A 16,319-nucleotide genomic window follows, 5' to 3' on the forward strand; every position below is an offset into this window, starting at 1 on the left:
CGGCATGGCGGCCGCGGCCCGGATGTCAGGCGAGGGTGGCGGCGGCCGGGGGCGCGCGCGTATGGAAGGGCCTGGCCGGAGGCAGGTCAGGCTTGCGCCAGCCCTTGGCGGGCGGCAGCGGGGACTGGAGGTGGGTCAGCGCCGGCAGGGCCGGCGTGCCGCAATGGCTGGCGGCCACGGTGGCGCCGTCGAACAGGACGCAGAAGTGCCCGGCCGGGCCGAGGGAGAGCGGGGTGGCGGGCTCGGCCGCCTCCATTTCCTCGGCGGCGGCCAGGAGCTCGCGCGCGCCGTCGTCGGCGCCGCCGCCGGTGTCGGTGGCAGCGGCGGCATCATAGGCGAACGCCTGCACCGGCAGATACGGCATGCTGCCGTGATGGACGCGGTGCGTCAGCCCGGCATGCTGGGCCAGCAGCAGGCATAGCGACAGCCACAGCGCCGGCCACAGGCCGAGGCCGCGCGCGCGGCGGCGCTGCAGGCGCTGCCAGGGCCGCAGCGGCTTAGTGATCATGTCCGCCGTGGCCATGGCCATGGCCGTGAGGATGGCCATGGTCGTGATCGTGATCGCCGCAGCCGCAGTCGTCGCCGTGCACGTGGCCGTCGTCGAATTCGTCTTCCCAGGCCGGGAACGGGTCCGCGTAGCTCGCCCAGGCCGCCGGGCCGGCCGCCATCTCGGCGTCGGTCAGCAGGCACGCGTCGAGCAGCGCTTCGAGCGCGGGGCGGTCGAGGTCCTGGCCGATCAGCACCAGCTCCTGGCGGCGGTCGCCGAACGGCGCGGGCTGGCCGTCCACGGTCATGTCGGCTTCGATCCCGGCGCGGCTGTCTTCGTCGTCGGGCCATTCGGCCACGTCCAGCGCGGCCCACCAGGCACCGGCGCCGCCGTGGCGGCACACGCCGCCGGCCTGGCCCCAGGTGCCGGCCGTGTCCATGCGCGTGGCCAGCCAGAAAAAGCCCTTGGAGCGCAGCACGCTGCCGTGCTCGCGCAGCCATTCGGTGTGGATCAGGTCGGCGAAGCGCTGCGGGTGGAACGGGCGGCGGCGCCGGTACGCGAAGCTGCCGATGCCGTAGGCTTCGCTTTCCGGCACATGCTCGCCGCGCAGCTCGGCCAGCCAGCCGGGCGCCGCGGCCGCGGCGTCGAAGTCGAAGCGGCCGGTGTCGAGCACGCTGTCCAGCGGCACCTTGCCGAAGCTGGCCGGCACGATGGCCGCGCGCGGGTTGAGCGTGTGCAGGATGCCGGTCAGGCGCGCGCGCTCGGCGTCGCCGACCAGGTCAAGCTTGTTGAGCACGATCACGTCGCAGAACTCGACCTGCTCGATCAGCAGGTCGACCACGGTGCGGTCGTCGTCCTCGTCGCGCGCCTGGCCGCGGTCCTGGAGGAAATCGGCTTCGTTGAAGTCCTGCAGGAAATGGGCGGCGTCGACCACCGTCACCATGGTGTCCAGGCGGGCGATGCTGTCCAGCGCCACGCCCTGCTCGTCCTCGAAGGTGAAGGTCTCGGCCACCGGCAGCGGCTCGGCCACGCCGGTGGATTCCACCAGTAGGTAGTCGAAGCGGCCTTCGCGCGCCAGCTTGGCCACCTCGACCAGCAGGTCCTCGCGCAGCGTGCAGCAGATGCAGCCGTTGGACAGCTCCACCAGGCGCTCGCCGGCCTGCGCCACCATGCCGTCGCCGACCAGCCGGGCGTCGATGTTCACGTCCGCCAGGTCGTTGACGATCACCGCCACCCGCTTGCCTTCGCGGTTGGCGAGGATGTGGTTCAGCAGGGTGGTCTTGCCGGCACCGAGGAATCCGGACAGCACGGTGACGGGCAGGCGATCGGCCATGGCAGGAAGCGCGCCGCGACGGGCGCTCGTTGTTGCAACAAAGTTGCGACTGTATCAGAAAGCCGGGCGTTCGGGGCCGCCGGGTGCGCGGGCGGGCGCCACCGGGCCGCACGAATCCCGCGGTTCCTAATGATAGGCCCGTGACGATGACACCACAAAGACGGTGCGGGAAATTGGCGCGGGCGCGGGCGGCCCAGGCAAAACGGCCCAAGCAAAACGGCCCGGATAACCGGGCCGTCTGGGAGCGCGGGAGCGGGCCCCGGCTCAGTCGCCGAACAGCTTCTGGCGCAGTTCGCGGCGCTGCTGGGCTTCCAGCGAGAGCGTGGCGGTGGGGCGCGCCAGCAGGCGCGGCACGCCGATCGGCTCGCCGGTTTCCTCGCACCAGCCGTAGTCGCCCGATTCGATGCGGGCCAGCGACTGCTCCACCTTCTTGAGCAGCTTGCGCTCGCGGTCGCGCGTGCGCAGCTCGAGGGCGTGCTCTTCCTCGATGGTGGCGCGGTCCGCAGGATCGGGCACGATCACCGTTTCGCGCAGGTGCTCGGTGGTCTGATCCGCGTTCTTCAGGATGTCGTCGCGCAGCTGCTCAAGGCGATGCTTGAAAAAGGCCAGTTGCGCCTCGTTCATGTAATCCTTGTCGCCCATCTTCAGGATTTCAGCTTCAGTCAGAAGTTTATTGCTGCTCATGGTTGCTGCTGATTCTCTTGTTGATGCGACCGGCGGCGTCTTGGTCCGCTCGGGTGCAGTGTCCTGCCGCTTGCGCGGCGCGGACGTTTCGCTCTGGCTGGCTGCAGTCTTGCTGCTTTGCGTGCCCCCCTTGGCCTCGCCCGCACCGGCGTGCACCGTACTGCCGCGGGGAGCAGGCGCAGCCTTGGTGGGCCGCGCCTTCAGCGTCTCGGCCGCAGCGCTACCGTTCTTGCTGCGGCTTTCTTTCGTTTTCGTTGCGGCTACCATGGGACACCTCTTTTCTCGCGTCGATCGATGTCGGCGCGGAACGTGTGCCCCAAGCGGAGGGCGGTCCCCGCACGAAGCACTGCGACCGCACCTGCCGGCAGCCCGCCTCATGCTGACGACGGCCGCCGCCCTGCATTGCGCGGGTGCCGCCGCCGAGGCTGCGAAACCCGCACTAAATCCAGACTATTGTACTTGAACAAAAATTTTGGAGATATGGGGGAAAAGCGGGGAGTTTTCCCTGAGTTCCCGATCCCCCCGCCGGCGGGGGAGGGCGGGGCGGGCGGAGGACGCCCGCCGCGGGGTCAGGCCAGGCAGGTCGCCAGGCCCTTCAGGATGGCGTCCTTGGGCAGGTCCACGCCGATGAAGACCATCTTGGTGCCGGGGGTCTCGTCGCCCCACTTGGCGCCGATGTCGCTGCCCATGAGCTGGTGCACGCCCTGGAACACCACCTTGCGGTCGACCGCGTCCATGTACAGCACGCCCTTGTAGCGCAGCAGGTTCTCGCCGTAGACCGACAGGATGCCGGACAGGAATTCCTCCAGCTTGCCGTAGTTGAACGGCCGCTCGCTGCGGAAGACGAAGGAGCCGATGCGGTCGGTGTGGTGGTGATGGTGGTGGTGGTCGTGATGATGGCCGTGATCGTCGTGATCGTGGTGGTCGTGGCCGCAGTCGTCGCCGCAATGATCGCCGTGCTCATGGCCGTGGGCATGGTCGTGATCGTGCTCCTCGGCCTCGGCGCGCAGGAAATCGGGGTCGATTTCGAGCTTTTCGTTCAGGTTGAAGCCGCGCAGGTCGAAGATCGTCTCGATCGGCGCCTCGCCGAAATGTGCCGTGCGCACCGGCGCGCGCGGGTTCATGTGCAGCAGGCGGTGGCGCAGCTCGGCCACGTCGGCCTCGGGCACCAGGTCCGCCTTGGTGATGAAGATGGCGTCGGCAAAGCCTACCTGGCGCTGCGCCTCTTCCTGCTTGTCGAGCTGCAGGTTGGCGTGCTTGGCGTCCACCAGGGTGATCACGGCGTCCAGCAGGTAGCGCGAGGCGATCTCGTCGTCCATGAAGAAGGTCTGCGCCACCGGGCCGGGGTTGGCCACGCCCGTGGTCTCGATCACCACGCGGTCGAAATCGAGCTCGCCGGCGTCGCGCTGCGTCATCAGCTGCGACAGCGCCGCCACCAGGTCGCCGCGGATGGTGCAGCAGATGCAGCCGTTGCTCATCTGCACGATCTGCTCGCGGCCGTCCTGGACCAGGATCTCGTTGTCGATGTTCTCTTCGCCGAACTCGTTCTCGATCACGGCGATCTTCATGCCGTGCTGCTCGCTCAGGATGCGCTTGAGCAGGGTGGTCTTGCCGCTGCCGAGGAAGCCGGTCAGGATGGTGACCGGGATCAGTTTGGACATTATTGTTTCTCCGGGAAGGAAATGCCACGGGCCTGCCGCGCGCGGGGCCGGCGTGGTTGAAATGTTGCCGGCGGCAGGTGCCGGGCGGCGCGGGCGTTCATCCGCGCTGCCCCGGCGCGTGTGCGCCGCATTCGGCGCATACGCCGTTGACGGTGAGTTCCACGTGCTCCACGGCGAATCCGCGCGGCACCTTGGGCGCGGCCTGGGCCGGCACGCCGGTGCCGTCCAGGCAGAAGGTACGGTCGCAGCGGCTGCAGTGGAAATGGCTGTGCTGGCGGTGGGCCTGGGCCCGCGCCGCCTCGTGCTCGACCAGGCTGAAGCGGAACACGCGGTCGTGGCCGGCGCGCTTTTGCGCCAGGCCCTGCTCGACCAGCCAGTCCAGCACGCGATAGACGGTCACGCGGTCCACCGCTTCGCCGTCGGCCGGCATGCGGTCGATCACCGCCTGGTGGGTCAGCGCTTCGCTGCTTTCCATCAGGCAGGCCAGGATGCCCAGGCGCGGCTGGGTGACGCGGGCGCCCAGTTCGCGCAGGCGCTCGTGGGCGGCGTCCAGGGTGGCTGCCGCCGGCGTCATGCCGGGGGCCGGCGCGGCCAGGTTGGGGGTGGGGCTGCTGCTCATGGGCCGATTTAACCATAGGCCCCGCACTGATGCAATTCAGTTGCGTCAACTGCGCTCCGGCGGGCGGCGCGGGCGCGGCACGGCACCCGCGCTCCCGCTGGCTTCCGGTTGCATCTATCATCGGCAGCAGCAGGCCGCGCCTGCCGCATTGCCGCCTATGTCCGCAGGTCCCCGAGGAGACTTCCCGATGCAGAACGATGCCAGCGCCCTGCTGTTTCCCAATTTCGAGCCGTTCCGCGTGCAGGCCGGCGAAGTCTCGATCTCTGGCGTGCGGGGCGGCTCGGGCCCGCCCCTGCTGCTGCTGCACGGCCATCCGCAAAGCCACCTGATCTGGCACAAGGTGGCGCCCGCGCTGGCGGACCGCTTCACCGTGGTCGCCACCGACCTGCGCGGCTACGGCAGCAGCGACGCGCCGCCGGGCAGCCCCGGCCACGAGAACTACAGCAAGCGCGCCATGGTGCAGGACCAGGTGGAGGTGATGGCGCGCCTGGGCTTCGGCAGCTTCGCGCTGTGCGCGCACGACCGCGGCGCGCGCGTGGCCCACCGCCTGTGCATGGACCACCCCGGGCGCGTCACGCGCGCCATGCTGCTCGACATCGCGCCCACGCTGGCAATGTACGAGCGCACCAGCATGGCCTTTGCCGCCGCCTACTGGCACTGGTTCTTCCTGATCCAGCCGGCGCCGTTTCCCGAGACGCTGATCAACGCGGAGCCCGAGTTCTACCTGCACAAGCTGATGGGCTTGCGCCATGGCGCCGCAAGTCCCTTCGCACCCGACGCGATGGCCGCCTACGTCGCCGCCATGCGCGATCCGGCCCACGTGCACGCCATGTGCGAGGATTACCGCGCGGCCGCCACCATCGACCTGGAGCACGACCGCGCCGACCGGGCCGACGGCCGCCGCGTCGCCTGCCCGCTGCGCGTGCTGTGGGGCGAGCACGGCGTGGTGGCACGTTGCTTCGAGCCGCTGTCGCTATGGCAGGAAGTGGCCGCCGACGTCGGCGGCCAGGCGCTGCCGTGCGGGCACTACATACCGGAGGAAGCCCCGGCCTTGCTGCAGCAGGACATGCTCGATTTCTTCGGCTGAATCTCCGCGCCGCACGGCATGGGCGGACTGGCGAAACCCGAGGCTGGCTCGGAGCGGACCCGGAGCGGACCCGAAGCGGACTTTTAAGCGGTGATAGAAATGTCTTCGCGGGTTTTTCCCGATATTTGACAATTTTCGACATTGATAGCATTGCGCTCCGGTCGCGCGGCCCTTGCCGCGGGCCACAGCGCTGCGGCCGCGTCATGGTCGGCGCCGCCGTCCGGACCGGTCCGGACCGGCGGCGCGGGAGCGGCGGTGCCCTGTCCGCCAGGAAGGGCATGCCGCTCCGGCCGGCGCAGCGTCGAAAGGGAATAAGGCGGGTATCCAGGAGATAGCATGAAACGAGTTGCACGATATGTCGCAGCCGCGCTGGCGGTGGGCGTGATGGGAGCGCATGGAGGCGCGCAGGCGCAGGAGTTTCCGGGCAGCAAGCCGGTCTCGGCCGTGGTGCCGTTCGCGGCGGGCGGCCCGACCGACAAGGTCGCGCGCGAACTGGTCATGATCATGTCCAAGCACCTGGGTACCACCATGGTGATCGAGAACCTCGGCGGCGCCGGCGGCACCATCGGCGCCAAGAAGGTCGCGCAGGCCAAAAACGACGGCTACACCATCCTGATCCACCATATCGGCATGTCGACGGCGCCGGCGCTGTACCGCAACCTCGGCTTCGATCCGCTCAAGGACTTCGAGACCGTGGGCGAGATCGCCGACGTGCCGATGGTGATGGTCGGCAACAAGAACCTGCCGCCGAACAACTTCAAGGACCTGCTGCCGTACATCAAGGCCAACGCCGCCAAGCTGTCGCTGGCCAACGCCGGCATCGGCTCGGCCTCGCACCTGTGCGGGTTGCTGTTCCAGAGCGCGATCCAGACCGAGCTGACCACGGTGCCCTACAAGGGCACGGCGCCGGCGCTGACGGACATCCTGGGCGGGCAGGTCAACCTGATGTGCGACCAGACCACCAATATCGCCGGCCAGCTCAAGGCCGGCTCGCTCAAGCCCTACGCCGCCATGCAGAGCCGCCGCGTGGAGGCCTTCAAGGACATCCCGACCGCGGCCGAGCAGGGCCTGCCGGGCGTGGAAGTGAAGATCTGGCACGCCATGTACGCGCCCAAGGGCACGCCGAAGCCCGTGGTGGACAAGCTGTCGGCCGCGCTGCAGAAGGCCGTGACCGATCCCAACTTCCGCGCCAAGATGGCTGAGCTGGGCGCCGAGGCGGTGCCGGCGCAGCGCGCCACGCCGGACTCGCTCAAGACCTTCCTGAGCGCGGAAATCGGCAAGTGGACGCCGGTCATCCAGAAGGCCGGGGTCTACGCCGACTGATCCCCGGTCAGCCGGAATGAAGAAAAGGCCACGCGCAGCGCGTGGCCTTTTGCTTTTGCGCGGCATCCGCGCGCCCGCGCGGGGGTTTGCCTGCCGGCGCTGCGCCGCGCGGCTCTCGTCTATATTGTTCTGGTGCCGCCGTCCGCCGTCCGCCGCCGCGGCCCTTGAATTCGTCGCTACCCGTCGCCAAGTAGCCCCCAGACATATTCTCCCGAAGGCATCATGGAACAGTATCACGGCACTACCATCGTCAGCGTGCGGCGCGGCAACCAGGTTGCGCTCGGCGGTGACGGTCAGGTCACTCTCGGCAATGTCGTCATGAAGGGCACGGCGCGCAAGGTGCGCCGCATCTATAACGGCAAGGTCCTGGTCGGTTTCGCCGGCAGCACGGCCGACGCGTTCTCGCTGCTCGACCGCTTCGAGGCCAAGCTCGAGAAATACCAGGGCAACCTGACCCGCGCCGCCGTCGACCTCGCCAAGGACTGGCGCTCGGACCGCGCGCTGCGCCGGCTCGAAGCCATGCTCATCACCGCGGACCGCGATACCACGCTGGTCATCACCGGCAACGGCGACGTGCTCGACCCCGAAGGCGGCATCGCCGCGATCGGCTCGGGTGGCGTCTACGCCCAGTCGGCGGCCAAGGCCCTGGTGGAGAACACCGACCTCGGGCCCAGGGACATCGTGGAAAAGTCGCTCGGCATCGCCGGCGAGCTCTGCATCTACACCAACACCAACTTCGTCATCGAGACGCTGGAATAAGCGTCGGCCGCCTGCGCGCCGCCCGCTGGCGCGCAGCCGGTGCGTCCTCTCTTGAACGGATACCATGTCGCATACCATGACCCCGTCGGAAATCGTTTCCGAACTCGACAAGCACATCATCGGGCAGAACAAGGCCAAGAAGGCGGTGGCCGTCGCGCTGCGCAACCGCTGGCGCCGCCAGCAGGTGGAAGAACCCCTGCGCCAGGAAATCACCCCGAAGAACATTCTCATGATCGGGCCGACCGGCGTCGGCAAGACCGAGATCGCGCGCCGCCTGGCCAAGCTGGCCGACGCGCCCTTCATCAAGATCGAGGCGACCAAGTTCACGGAAGTGGGCTACGTCGGCCGCGACGTCGACACCATCGTGCGCGACCTCGCCGAGATGGCGGTCAAGCAGGCGCGCGAGTCCGAGATGAAGAAGGTGCGCACCAAGGCAGAGGAAGCCGCCGAGGACCGCCTGCTCGACGTGCTGCTGCCGCCGCCGCGCGACATCGGCTTCAACCAGCCCGAGGAAAAGGACTCCAACACCCGCCAGGTGTTCCGCAAGAAGCTGCGCGAAGGCCAGCTCGACGACAAGGAAATCGAGCTCGAGGTTTCCGCCGGCGCGCCCAACATGGACATCATGGGCCCGCCGGGCATGGAGGACATGACCGAGCAGATCCGCACCATGTTCGCCGGGCTGGGCCAGGGCAAGAAGGCGCGCCGCAAGATGAAGGTGGCCGAAGCGTTCAAGCTGCTGATCGACGAGGAAGCCGCCAAGCTGCTCAATGACGAGGAACTCAAGCACAAGGCGGTCGCCAACGTGGAGCAGAACGGCATCGTGTTCCTCGACGAGATCGACAAGATCGCCAGCCGCAGCGAGCTCGGCGGCGGCGAAGTGTCGCGCCAGGGCGTGCAGCGCGACCTGCTGCCGCTGGTCGAGGGCACCACGGTAAACACCAAGTACGGCATGATCAAGACCGATCACATCCTGTTCATTGCCTCGGGTGCGTTCCACCTGTCCAAGCCGAGCGACCTGATCCCGGAACTGCAGGGCCGCTTCCCGATCCGCGTCGAGCTGGAATCGCTGTCGGTGTCCGACTTCGAAGCCATCCTGACGCAGACCGATGCCAGCCTGACCAAGCAGTACCAGGCGCTGCTCGGCACCGAGCAGGTCCAGCTGGTGTTCGCGCCGGACGGCATCCGCCGCCTCGCCGAGATCGCCTTCTCGGTCAACGAGAAGGTGGAAAACATCGGCGCGCGCCGCCTGTACACGGTGATGGAGCGGCTGCTGGAGGACCTGTCCTTCCACGCCGCCAAGTCGTCGGGCGAGACCGTCACCATCGACGCCGCCTACGTCGATGAGCGGCTCGGCGACCTGGCCGCCAACGAGGACCTGTCGCGCTACGTGCTGTAAGCCGGCTCGCAGGCAGCAAGCCCCGATCGCCCCGCGTGGACACGCTCCACGCGGGGCGATTTGCATTTTCCGGGCCCCTGCACCATCTGTGGGAATCGTCTGACGCGGCTTTCGGAGCCGCACGCCTGCTTGCGCGCGGGCCCGCTGCGTAACCTGTTCATACGGTGTGGGCCAGAGCGGAGCGCCAGTCGGGAGCCGCCATCCACGCCATGCCGCCAACGAAAAAGGAGCATGACATGATGAAGAAATGGCTGATTGCCGCAGCATGTTCGATGATGGTCGCAGCCCCCGCCGGCTATGCGCTGGCGCAAGGCGCGCCGGGTTCCAGGGCGGACTATGACGCTGCCGTGAAGACGGCCAACGCCAACTACAAGTCCGCCCGGGCACAGTGCGACAGCCTCAAGGACAACGCCAAGGACGTGTGCGTGAAGGAGGCCAAGCGCGACCAGGACGTGGCCAAGGCCAACGCCGAAGCCACCCGCGACGGCACTGCCAAGGCCCGCGCCAAGGCCGAGAAGACCAAGGCCGACAGCGACTACGCCGTCGCCAAGGAAAAGTGCGACGACCGCAAGGGCAACGACAAGGATGTCTGCGCGAAGGAAGCCAAGGCCGCCCATGAGCGCGCCCTCGGCGCGGCCAACGTCGACAAGGCCGCCGCCACCGGCACCAGCACCGACGTGGCCGAAGCGCGCCGCGACGCGAAGAAGGACACGCTCGACGCCAGCTACAAGGCCGACAAGGAAAAGTGCGACGCCCTGTCCGGCGATGCCAAGGACAAGTGCCAGGCCAACGTGCAGACCCGCTACGGCAAGTAACGGCGCGACGCCCCATCCCCCCAATCCACCGCATTCACGACCAAGGAGCACACCATGAACTGGGATCAGATCGAAGGCAAGTGGGACCAGGCCAAGGGCAAGATCAAGGAGAAGTGGGGCCAGCTCACCGACGACGACCTCACGCAGATCCAGGGCAAGCGCGACCAGCTCGCCGGCCGCATCCAGGAACGGTACGGCTATACCAAGGAACGTGTCGAGGAAGAAATGAAGACGTGGGAGCGTGACACGCGCTGGTAAGGACCGTAAGCATTGGTAAGCGCACTGGCGTGCCTTCCCATGCGATGCGAAAGTGGCGGCCGGCTCTCCCCCCAGGGGGGCGCCGGCCGGCCCTTGCCACTCTTGCCGCCCGCCGTGAGCGCGACCGGGGGTGCGTTGCGATGTAGTAGCGCGGGCCATCTCCTGGCCCGCCGACGGGTCTTTCGACGGATCCGGCCGGCCACGCCGCCGGCAGGTCTGCATCACCAATCACAATAAACCGATCAGGCAGGAGGACCGAAATGAAACGCGAGCTACTGTCCTATTTCGCCGTGCTGGGCGGCATGGCCGCCGCAACCCTGTTCCTGTGCGCTCGCCCCGATGCGGCGCCCGCGCCGGCGCCGCATGCCACCGCCGCGGCGGTCCGCGCCGCGGTCATGACGCGCGCCGATGCCGTGCCGCCCGCGGCCGAACTGGCCGTCGAGGCCGGCGACCTCGGCTCGCGCGCCGACCGCCATGCCAGCGACGCGCTGCGCGTGGCGCAGCAGCCAGTGCGGGAAGAGGGCCTCGAGTGGGACTACGTGCAACTGCGCCTGTGAGCGCTGCGCACGCGGCGCGGGGCTAGCGCGACACCGGGCGCTTGCCCAGCTTGCGCTGCAGCGTGCGCCGGTGCATGTTGAGCGCGCGCGCGGTGGCCGAGATATTGCCGTCGTGCTCGGCCAGCACGCGCTGGATGTGCTCCCACTCCAGGCGCGCCACCGATAGCGGCACCGGCTCTTCCATGGCGGCTTCGGCCGCGTCTTCCGATACCCCCGCCATCAGCGCGGTCAGGATCGAGTCCACGTTGGCCGGCTTGGCCAGGTACTCGTCGGCGCCGTGCTTGACCGCCGCCACCGCGGTGGCGATGCTGGCGTAGCCGGTCAGCACCAGGATGCGCGCGTCCGGCAGCGCCGTGCGCAGCGGCCCGACCAGGTGCAGGCCGGATTCAGCGGGCGCGGTGCTGCCCGCTTCGGGCGGCGCGCTCAGATGCAGGTCCAGCGTGACGTAGGCAAACGGCGTCTGCGCGGCCAGCGCGAGCGCCTGCGCGCCGCTGTGCGCGATCTGCACCGCGTAGCCGCGCCGCGTGAGCGCGCGCGCCAGCGCGCCGGCGAACACCGCATCGTCGTCGACGACCAGGAAGGGGCCGGCATCGCCGGGGCCGGGCCGCGCGGCGGCGGGGTCGTGGGAGGCGTCGGTCATGGCTGGCTCGTGGTGGTGGTGGGTGAGGCCGTGGGTGAGGCGATCGGCTGGGTTTGGGGCGGCGCGGCCGCGGGTTCGGGCAGGTGCAGCTCGGCCACGGTGCCGCCCTCGTGATGGTCGTGCCAGGCCAGCCAGCCGCCCATCTGCAGCGCGGCGCTCTGCGCCAGGTAGGCGCCGATGCCCTGGCCGCCGTGCAGGCTGGCCATCGGCGCTTCGCCGAGCCGGGCGCGCTGCGCCGGCGGGATGCCGAGGCCGCGGTCGGTGACGCGGAAAGCCAGCGTGGGCTGGCCTTCCTGCTGCTCGAGCGCGATGGCCAGGCGCAGCGGCACCTGCGCATGGCCCGCGGCCAGCTGGCTGCGCGCGGCGTTGTCCAGCAGGATGGTCAGGATCTGCCCCACGCGCGCCGCTTCCACCGGCAGCGCGGCGGCCTCGCCGATGGCGCTGGCCTCCAGGCGCGCATGCGGATGGCGCAGCTGCCAGCGCTCCACGAAGCCATCCAGCCAGGCGTCCACGCGCTGCGGCGCGGCGGTCTCGTGGTCGTCGCGCAGGCGCGCCAGGATCGACTTGCACAGATCGAGCTGCTGCTCCATGGTCTGCAGGTCGGGCAGGTAGGCGCTCACCGCAGTGGCGCCGAGCCGCGCGTCGGCGGCATCGGCGCGCAGCTCGCCCGCGATCACGGCCAGCGTGGCCAGCGGCGTGCCGATCTCGTGCGCCACGGCGGCGGCCTGGTCGTTGAGCGCCTCGATGCGCGCGTCGCGCAGCAACTGCTCGCGCGCGAGGTTGAGCTCGGCGTCGCGCTGGCGCAGCACATTGGACAGGCGCGCCACGAACACCGCGATCATGGTCGCGCTGACGACGAAGTTGAGCCACATCCCGGCCAGGTGGTAGGTGATGGCGTTGTCCGGGTTGTGCAGGTTCAGCGGCACGTACTCGATCAGCATCACGCTGTAGCAGGCCATCGCGTAGAAGGCCAGCACCACCACGTGCCGCCACGGCAGCACCGCCGCGGCGATGGCCAGCCCCGGCAGGTAGAAGGAGACGAACGGGTTGGTGGCGCCGCCGGTGAAGAACAGCGCGGCCGACAGCGCGGTCAGGTCGACCAGCAGTTGCCCCATCAGCTCGGCATCGCTGGGCCGCACGCTGCGCCCGCGCTGGTGGCGCAGGCGCAGGCCGGTGAGCAGGTTGAACAGGGTCTGCAGCGTGAGGATGGCCAGCAGCGGGCTGTAAGGCAGGATCACGCCGGCCACCGCCTCGCACGACACCAGCAGCAGCGCCTGCCCGCCGAGCAGCGCCCAGCGCAGCCAGAACAGGCGGCGCAGGCTCACCAGGTTGTGGCGCAGCGGCCCGCCGCGGGCGGAGGCCGCGGCGGTGGAAGCGGCAGACGCGTTGGGGGAGGCCGGGCCGGGCGGCACGGCGGAGGTGGTATCCATGCCGCGAGTTTAACAATGGCGCGGCGCGGGCCCGCGCTGTGCGACACCGTGCCGCATTGGCCGGCCCGCGGCGCGCTGCCAGACTGGCCTGTTGACCGCCGGCGCCGGCCGCGCCGTCCGTGCCGGCATGGTCTAATGACGCCTTTGCGACACCAGTGAAGTTCAGTGGAGAAGATCCCCATGCAAGCCAGATTCCTCGCCGTCCTGCCCGCCGCCGTGCTGGCCGCGCTCAGTTCCGGCGCGGCCTTCGCGCAGGTCGATGTCAGCAACGCCTGGGCCCGCGGCACGGTGCCGGCGCAGACCGCCACCGGCGTCTTCATGACCCTGCATGCGCACGAGCCGGCCCGGCTGGTCGGCGTGAGCACGCCGGCCGCGGCCACCGCCGAAGTCCATGAAATGAAGATGGACGGCAACGTCATGCGCATGCGCGCGGTCGGCGCGCTGGACCTGCCCCGCATGCAGGACGTGGAGCTCAAGCCGGGCGGCTACCACGTGATGCTGACGGGCCTCAAGGCGCCGCTGAAGAAGGGCGACACCGTGCCGCTGACGCTCAGGATCGAGCAGGGCGGCAAGGTGATCGAGGAGAAGGTGGACGTCGAAGTGCGCGACCTGGCGGCAGGCGCGCCCGCCGCCGGCGCGCACGCCGAGCACAAGCACTGAAGCCGGCCGGGGCCGGGGCGCCCCGGCCCGGTCCAGCGGCTCAGCGGCTCAGCGGCGCAGGCTGATGGCGTCGCCGGGCTCGTCGCCCGCCGCCACCGCCTTGACGCGCTCGCGCAGCCAGGTCTGTCCCGGGTCGGCCTCGGTGCGGTCGTGCCAGATCAGGCTGAAGGTGAAGCCCGGCAGCGCGAAGGGCGGCTCGAACACCGCGAAGCGCGCGTCTTCCTCGAACGCGGCCAGGCTGCGGCGCGCCGTGGTGAGGACCAGGTTGGTGCCCGCGATCAGCGCCGGCGCCACGCTCCAGTGGGGCAGCACGCAGGCGATCTTGCGCCGCCCGCCGGCCTTGGCCACCGCCGCGTCGACGGGGTCCACGCGCCCGCCGTGGGCCGTCACCAGCACATGCGAGCGGGCCAGGTAAGCCACCTGGTCGAGCTTGCCCAGGCCGCGCACCGTGGCCGCATCCACCATGCAGGCATAGGATTCCTCGAACAGCGGCGCGCTGCGCATGCCGTCGGGCAGCGGCTCGAACACGCCCAGCGCGAGGTCGACCTCGCCGTCGGCCACCTTGGCCACCATGCCTTCGCGGCTGGCCTGCGAGACCACCAGGTCGATGCCCGGCGCGGTCTTGCGCACGGCGCGCAGCAGGCCGGGCAGCAGCGCCATCGCGCCGTAGTCGGACATCGCCAGGCGGAAGCCGCGGCGCGCCGTGGCGGGCTGGAAGCCGGACGGCCCCAGCAGGATGCGCACCTGCGCCAGCGCCTCGGCCAGCGGCCCGGCCAGTTCGTGGGCGCGCGGGCTCGGCACCAGGCCGCCCTGGCCGCGCACCAGCAGCGGGTCGTCCAGCAACTGGCGCAGGCGGCCCAGCGCGTGGCTGACGGCCGGCTGGCTCAGATGCAGGCGCAGCGCCGCGCGGGAAATGTGTCGCTCGGCCAGCAGCGCTTCCAGCACCACCAGCAGGTTCAGGTCGATTGCACGTAGATCATTCATCGGGCGAATAATAACCGGATGAATCGGGAATTGGAAATTCGCCGTGCAATGTTCTTGCGCGGGGCCGCGGGCTGGCCTCTCCACTGGCTCCTTAGCTGGCTCCCCGGCCGGCGCCGGGCGGCGGCTCGGCGGCTTCGCGGCGCCTGGCCAGGCAGCCCGGGCACAGGCAGTGCTGGCCCGGCACGATGCGCCGCGCCGGCAGCAGCGGCTGGCTGGCGCACCAGCATTGCGGCAGGCCCGCCGCGTGGCCGCACACGAAGCCGGCGCCGCAGGCGCTGCACTGCTCGACCGGGCGCAGCTGGCCGGTCAGGATGGCGGCCGGGTCGCTCACGGCGCGGCGCCGGGCTGGCCGGCATTGTCAGGGTGCAGGCTCTTTGTCATGCCGCTGTTCTAATGTATGGCGAGACTTGTGCGCGGCCGGCGGGCAGATCGCCGGTCGGACTGTTGCGCAGAGGGGACGCCATGGTGCACCGCAGGACGCATGTGCCGGCCTTGTGCCCCCGCTGTGCCACGGTCCGTTCGCGTGCGCCCCGGTTTCTTGTAAAATCGGCGCCTGCCGCGGCCGGAGGTGGCTAGTTCGGGGCAAGATGCCCACGACTCCCCTGCCTGCCGCCGGTCAGAATCGCCATGATACCTGTTGAATCTCACGGATGTCCCTTGCCATGAACGCCGACAACCCCGGGCCTGCCGCTACTGCGGTGGCCGCCATCGCCCCCGCCCTCAAGGCCGAAATCCTTGCCGAGGCGCTGCCCTATATCCGCAAGTTTCACGGCAAGACCATCGTGGTCAAGTACGGCGGCAATGCCATGACCGAGGAAAAGCTCAAGCACGGCTTCGCGCGCGACGTGATCCTGCTCAAGCTGGTCGGCATGAACCCGGTGGTGGTCCACGGCGGCGGCCCGCAGATCGACGAGGCCCTGAAGAAGGTGGGCAAGGTCGGCACGTTCATCCAGGGCATGCGCGTCACCGACGAAGAGACCATGGAAGTGGTCGAGTGGGTGCTGGGCGGCGAGGTGCAGCAGGACATCGTCATGCTGATCAACCAGTACGGCGGCCAGGCCGTGGGCCTGACCGGCAAGGACGGTGGCCTGATCCGCGCCAAGCGCCTGAAGATGCCGGACCGCGAGAACCCGGGCGCCTTCATCGACATCGGCTACGTGGGCGATATCGAGGCCATCAACCCGGCCGTGGTCAAGGCGCTGCAGGACGATGCCTTCATCCCGGTGATTTCCCCGATCGGCTTTTCCGACGATGGCCAGGCCTACAACATCAACGCCGACGTGGTCGCCGGCAAGATGGCCGAGATCCTCAAGGCCGAGAAGCTGGTCATGATGACCAACATCCCGGGCGTGATGGACAAGGCCGGCAACCTGCTGACCGACCTGTCGGCGCGCGAGATCGAGGAACTGTTCGCCGACGGCACCATCTCCGGCGGCATGCTGCCCAAGATCTCGTCGGCGCTGGACGCGGCCAAGAGCGGCGTCAACTCGGTGCACATCGTCGATGGCCGCATCGAACACTCGCTGCTGCTCGAAATCCTGACCGAACAAGCGTTCGGCACCATGATCCGCTCGCACTGAGCGGCGTCCCACGGCAGCGCGCGCCGCGCTGCCGGTCCTGCATCTC

18 protein-coding genes are annotated in these 16,319 nt (G+C 69.5%); 9 read left to right on the forward strand and 9 right to left on the reverse strand.

What is annotated here, in order from left to right; genetic code table 11:
- Window positions 1-25: 25 nt before the first annotated feature.
- From ACKI2N_RS01295 to ACKI2N_RS01315, 5 genes are all read right to left on the reverse strand, one after another.
- A complete protein-coding gene (locus tag ACKI2N_RS01295; protein WP_426990266.1) occupies window positions 26-508 on the reverse strand; it encodes a hypothetical protein in 483 nt (160 codons plus the stop codon).
- Complete coding sequence (gene zigA, locus ACKI2N_RS01300) at window positions 498-1,820, reverse strand: zinc metallochaperone GTPase ZigA (protein WP_420993986.1); 1,323 nt, start codon at window positions 1,818-1,820, stop codon at window positions 498-500. The genes ACKI2N_RS01295 and zigA overlap by 11 nt, the downstream gene beginning before the upstream one ends.
- A gap of 264 nt (window positions 1,821-2,084) precedes the next feature.
- Entirely contained in the window at window positions 2,085-2,771 is a 687-nt protein-coding gene (dksA, locus tag ACKI2N_RS01305; protein ID WP_420993987.1) for an RNA polymerase-binding protein DksA, read from the reverse strand.
- Between the two features lie 302 nt (window positions 2,772-3,073).
- Window positions 3,074-4,165 carry a CobW family GTP-binding protein gene (locus ACKI2N_RS01310; RefSeq protein WP_420993988.1) on the reverse strand — a complete coding sequence of 364 codons (1,092 nt, stop codon included), beginning with the start codon at window positions 4,163-4,165 and terminating at the stop codon, window positions 3,074-3,076.
- A gap of 97 nt (window positions 4,166-4,262) precedes the next feature.
- Window positions 4,263-4,739: a Fur family transcriptional regulator gene (locus ACKI2N_RS01315; RefSeq protein ID WP_420994134.1), complete on the reverse strand. Its 477-nt coding sequence runs from the start codon at window positions 4,737-4,739 to the stop codon at window positions 4,263-4,265.
- Window positions 4,740-4,971: 232 nt separating this feature from the next.
- On the opposite strand from ACKI2N_RS01315, the gene ACKI2N_RS01320 reads away from it, so the two are divergent.
- The 7 genes from ACKI2N_RS01320 to ACKI2N_RS01350 all read left to right on the forward strand — a co-directional run bounded on the left by ACKI2N_RS01320 (window position 4,972) and on the right by ACKI2N_RS01350 (window position 10,979).
- Complete coding sequence (locus tag ACKI2N_RS01320; protein WP_420993989.1) at window positions 4,972-5,871, forward strand: alpha/beta fold hydrolase; 900 nt, start codon at window positions 4,972-4,974, stop codon at window positions 5,869-5,871.
- A 336-nt stretch (window positions 5,872-6,207) separates the two neighbouring features.
- Window positions 6,208-7,194: a tripartite tricarboxylate transporter substrate-binding protein gene (locus ACKI2N_RS01325; RefSeq protein WP_420993990.1), complete on the forward strand. Its 987-nt coding sequence runs from the start codon at window positions 6,208-6,210 to the stop codon at window positions 7,192-7,194.
- A gap of 222 nt (window positions 7,195-7,416) precedes the next feature.
- Window positions 7,417-7,953, forward strand: a complete 537-nt coding sequence (hslV, locus tag ACKI2N_RS01330) for an ATP-dependent protease subunit HslV (protein WP_020205158.1) — start codon at window positions 7,417-7,419, stop codon at window positions 7,951-7,953.
- Between the two features lie 64 nt (window positions 7,954-8,017).
- Window positions 8,018-9,349, forward strand: coding sequence for an ATP-dependent protease ATPase subunit HslU (gene hslU, locus ACKI2N_RS01335; protein ID WP_420993991.1), 1,332 nt, complete (start codon window positions 8,018-8,020; stop codon window positions 9,347-9,349).
- A gap of 236 nt (window positions 9,350-9,585) precedes the next feature.
- Window positions 9,586-10,164 (forward strand): hypothetical protein, encoded by a 579-nt coding sequence (locus tag ACKI2N_RS01340; protein ID WP_420993992.1) that lies wholly within the window; start codon window positions 9,586-9,588, stop codon window positions 10,162-10,164.
- A gap of 54 nt (window positions 10,165-10,218) precedes the next feature.
- Window positions 10,219-10,422 (forward strand): CsbD family protein, encoded by a 204-nt coding sequence (locus tag ACKI2N_RS01345; RefSeq protein WP_420993993.1) that lies wholly within the window; start codon window positions 10,219-10,221, stop codon window positions 10,420-10,422.
- 260 nt (window positions 10,423-10,682) lie between these two features.
- Window positions 10,683-10,979 (forward strand): hypothetical protein, encoded by a 297-nt coding sequence (locus ACKI2N_RS01350; RefSeq protein ID WP_420993994.1) that lies wholly within the window; start codon window positions 10,683-10,685, stop codon window positions 10,977-10,979.
- A 22-nt stretch (window positions 10,980-11,001) separates the two neighbouring features.
- Here ACKI2N_RS01350 and ACKI2N_RS01355 read toward each other — a convergent pair whose 3' ends face one another.
- Together ACKI2N_RS01355 and ACKI2N_RS01360 are read right to left on the reverse strand one after the other, a co-directional pair.
- On the reverse strand, window positions 11,002-11,619 hold the full coding sequence (locus tag ACKI2N_RS01355) for a response regulator transcription factor (RefSeq protein WP_420993995.1): 618 nt from the start codon (window positions 11,617-11,619) through the stop codon (window positions 11,002-11,004).
- Window positions 11,616-13,049 carry an ATP-binding protein gene (locus tag ACKI2N_RS01360; protein ID WP_420993996.1) on the reverse strand — a complete coding sequence of 478 codons (1,434 nt, stop codon included), beginning with the start codon at window positions 13,047-13,049 and terminating at the stop codon, window positions 11,616-11,618. The genes ACKI2N_RS01355 and ACKI2N_RS01360 overlap by 4 nt, the downstream gene beginning before the upstream one ends.
- Before the next feature lie 180 nt (window positions 13,050-13,229).
- Here ACKI2N_RS01360 and ACKI2N_RS01365 point away from each other — a divergent pair, with 180 nt between their 5' ends.
- The gene (locus tag ACKI2N_RS01365; protein WP_420993997.1) at window positions 13,230-13,709 is read left to right on the forward strand and encodes a copper chaperone PCu(A)C; all 480 of its coding nucleotides are present in this window, start codon (window positions 13,230-13,232) and stop codon (window positions 13,707-13,709) included.
- Window positions 13,710-13,757: 48 nt separating this feature from the next.
- Here the strand turns inward: ACKI2N_RS01365 and ACKI2N_RS01370 are convergent, their stop codons facing one another.
- Together ACKI2N_RS01370 and ACKI2N_RS01375 are read right to left on the reverse strand one after the other, a co-directional pair.
- Window positions 13,758-14,693, reverse strand: a complete 936-nt coding sequence (locus ACKI2N_RS01370) for a LysR family transcriptional regulator (protein WP_420993998.1) — start codon at window positions 14,691-14,693, stop codon at window positions 13,758-13,760.
- A 91-nt stretch (window positions 14,694-14,784) separates the two neighbouring features.
- Window positions 14,785-15,024, reverse strand: a complete 240-nt coding sequence (locus tag ACKI2N_RS01375; protein WP_420993999.1) for a cysteine-rich CWC family protein — start codon at window positions 15,022-15,024, stop codon at window positions 14,785-14,787.
- Window positions 15,025-15,355: 331 nt separating this feature from the next.
- On the opposite strand from ACKI2N_RS01375, the gene argB reads away from it, so the two are divergent.
- Window positions 15,356-16,273 (forward strand): acetylglutamate kinase, encoded by a 918-nt coding sequence (gene argB, locus ACKI2N_RS01380; RefSeq protein WP_020423892.1) that lies wholly within the window; start codon window positions 15,356-15,358, stop codon window positions 16,271-16,273.
- The last annotated feature ends 46 nt before the right edge of the window (window positions 16,274-16,319 follow it).

Origin of the sequence: Cupriavidus sp. 30B13 (assembly GCF_049059565.2) — a bacterium.
GTDB lineage: Bacteria > Pseudomonadota > Gammaproteobacteria > Burkholderiales > Burkholderiaceae > Cupriavidus.

Excerpts from the sequence above, each read along its gene's own strand:
- ACKI2N_RS01320 (WP_420993989.1), top strand. The coding sequence starts at position 4,972 with ATGCAGAACGATGCCAGCGCCCTGCTGTTTCCCAATTTCGAGCCGTTC.
- ACKI2N_RS01360 (WP_420993996.1), bottom strand. The coding sequence starts at position 13,049 with ATGGATACCACCTCCGCCGTGCCGCCCGGCCCGGCCTCCCCCAACGCG.
- ACKI2N_RS01345 (WP_420993993.1), top strand. The coding sequence starts at position 10,219 with ATGAACTGGGATCAGATCGAAGGCAAGTGGGACCAGGCCAAGGGCAAG.
- zigA (WP_420993986.1), bottom strand. The coding sequence starts at position 1,820 with ATGGCCGATCGCCTGCCCGTCACCGTGCTGTCCGGATTCCTCGGTGCC.
- ACKI2N_RS01325 (WP_420993990.1), top strand. The coding sequence starts at position 6,208 with ATGAAACGAGTTGCACGATATGTCGCAGCCGCGCTGGCGGTGGGCGTG.
- ACKI2N_RS01350 (WP_420993994.1), top strand. The coding sequence starts at position 10,683 with ATGAAACGCGAGCTACTGTCCTATTTCGCCGTGCTGGGCGGCATGGCC.
- hslU (WP_420993991.1), top strand. The coding sequence starts at position 8,018 with ATGTCGCATACCATGACCCCGTCGGAAATCGTTTCCGAACTCGACAAG.
- ACKI2N_RS01370 (WP_420993998.1), bottom strand. The coding sequence starts at position 14,693 with ATGAATGATCTACGTGCAATCGACCTGAACCTGCTGGTGGTGCTGGAA.
- ACKI2N_RS01365 (WP_420993997.1), top strand. The coding sequence starts at position 13,230 with ATGCAAGCCAGATTCCTCGCCGTCCTGCCCGCCGCCGTGCTGGCCGCG.
- ACKI2N_RS01355 (WP_420993995.1), bottom strand. The coding sequence starts at position 11,619 with ATGACCGACGCCTCCCACGACCCCGCCGCCGCGCGGCCCGGCCCCGGC.
- ACKI2N_RS01340 (WP_420993992.1), top strand. The coding sequence starts at position 9,586 with ATGATGAAGAAATGGCTGATTGCCGCAGCATGTTCGATGATGGTCGCA.
- ACKI2N_RS01315 (WP_420994134.1), bottom strand. The coding sequence starts at position 4,739 with ATGACGCCGGCGGCAGCCACCCTGGACGCCGCCCACGAGCGCCTGCGC.
- ACKI2N_RS01310 (WP_420993988.1), bottom strand. The coding sequence starts at position 4,165 with ATGTCCAAACTGATCCCGGTCACCATCCTGACCGGCTTCCTCGGCAGC.
- dksA (WP_420993987.1), bottom strand. The coding sequence starts at position 2,771 with ATGGTAGCCGCAACGAAAACGAAAGAAAGCCGCAGCAAGAACGGTAGC.
- ACKI2N_RS01295 (WP_426990266.1), bottom strand. The coding sequence starts at position 508 with ATGATCACTAAGCCGCTGCGGCCCTGGCAGCGCCTGCAGCGCCGCCGC.
- hslV (WP_020205158.1), top strand. The coding sequence starts at position 7,417 with ATGGAACAGTATCACGGCACTACCATCGTCAGCGTGCGGCGCGGCAAC.
- argB (WP_020423892.1), top strand. The coding sequence starts at position 15,356 with ATGAACGCCGACAACCCCGGGCCTGCCGCTACTGCGGTGGCCGCCATC.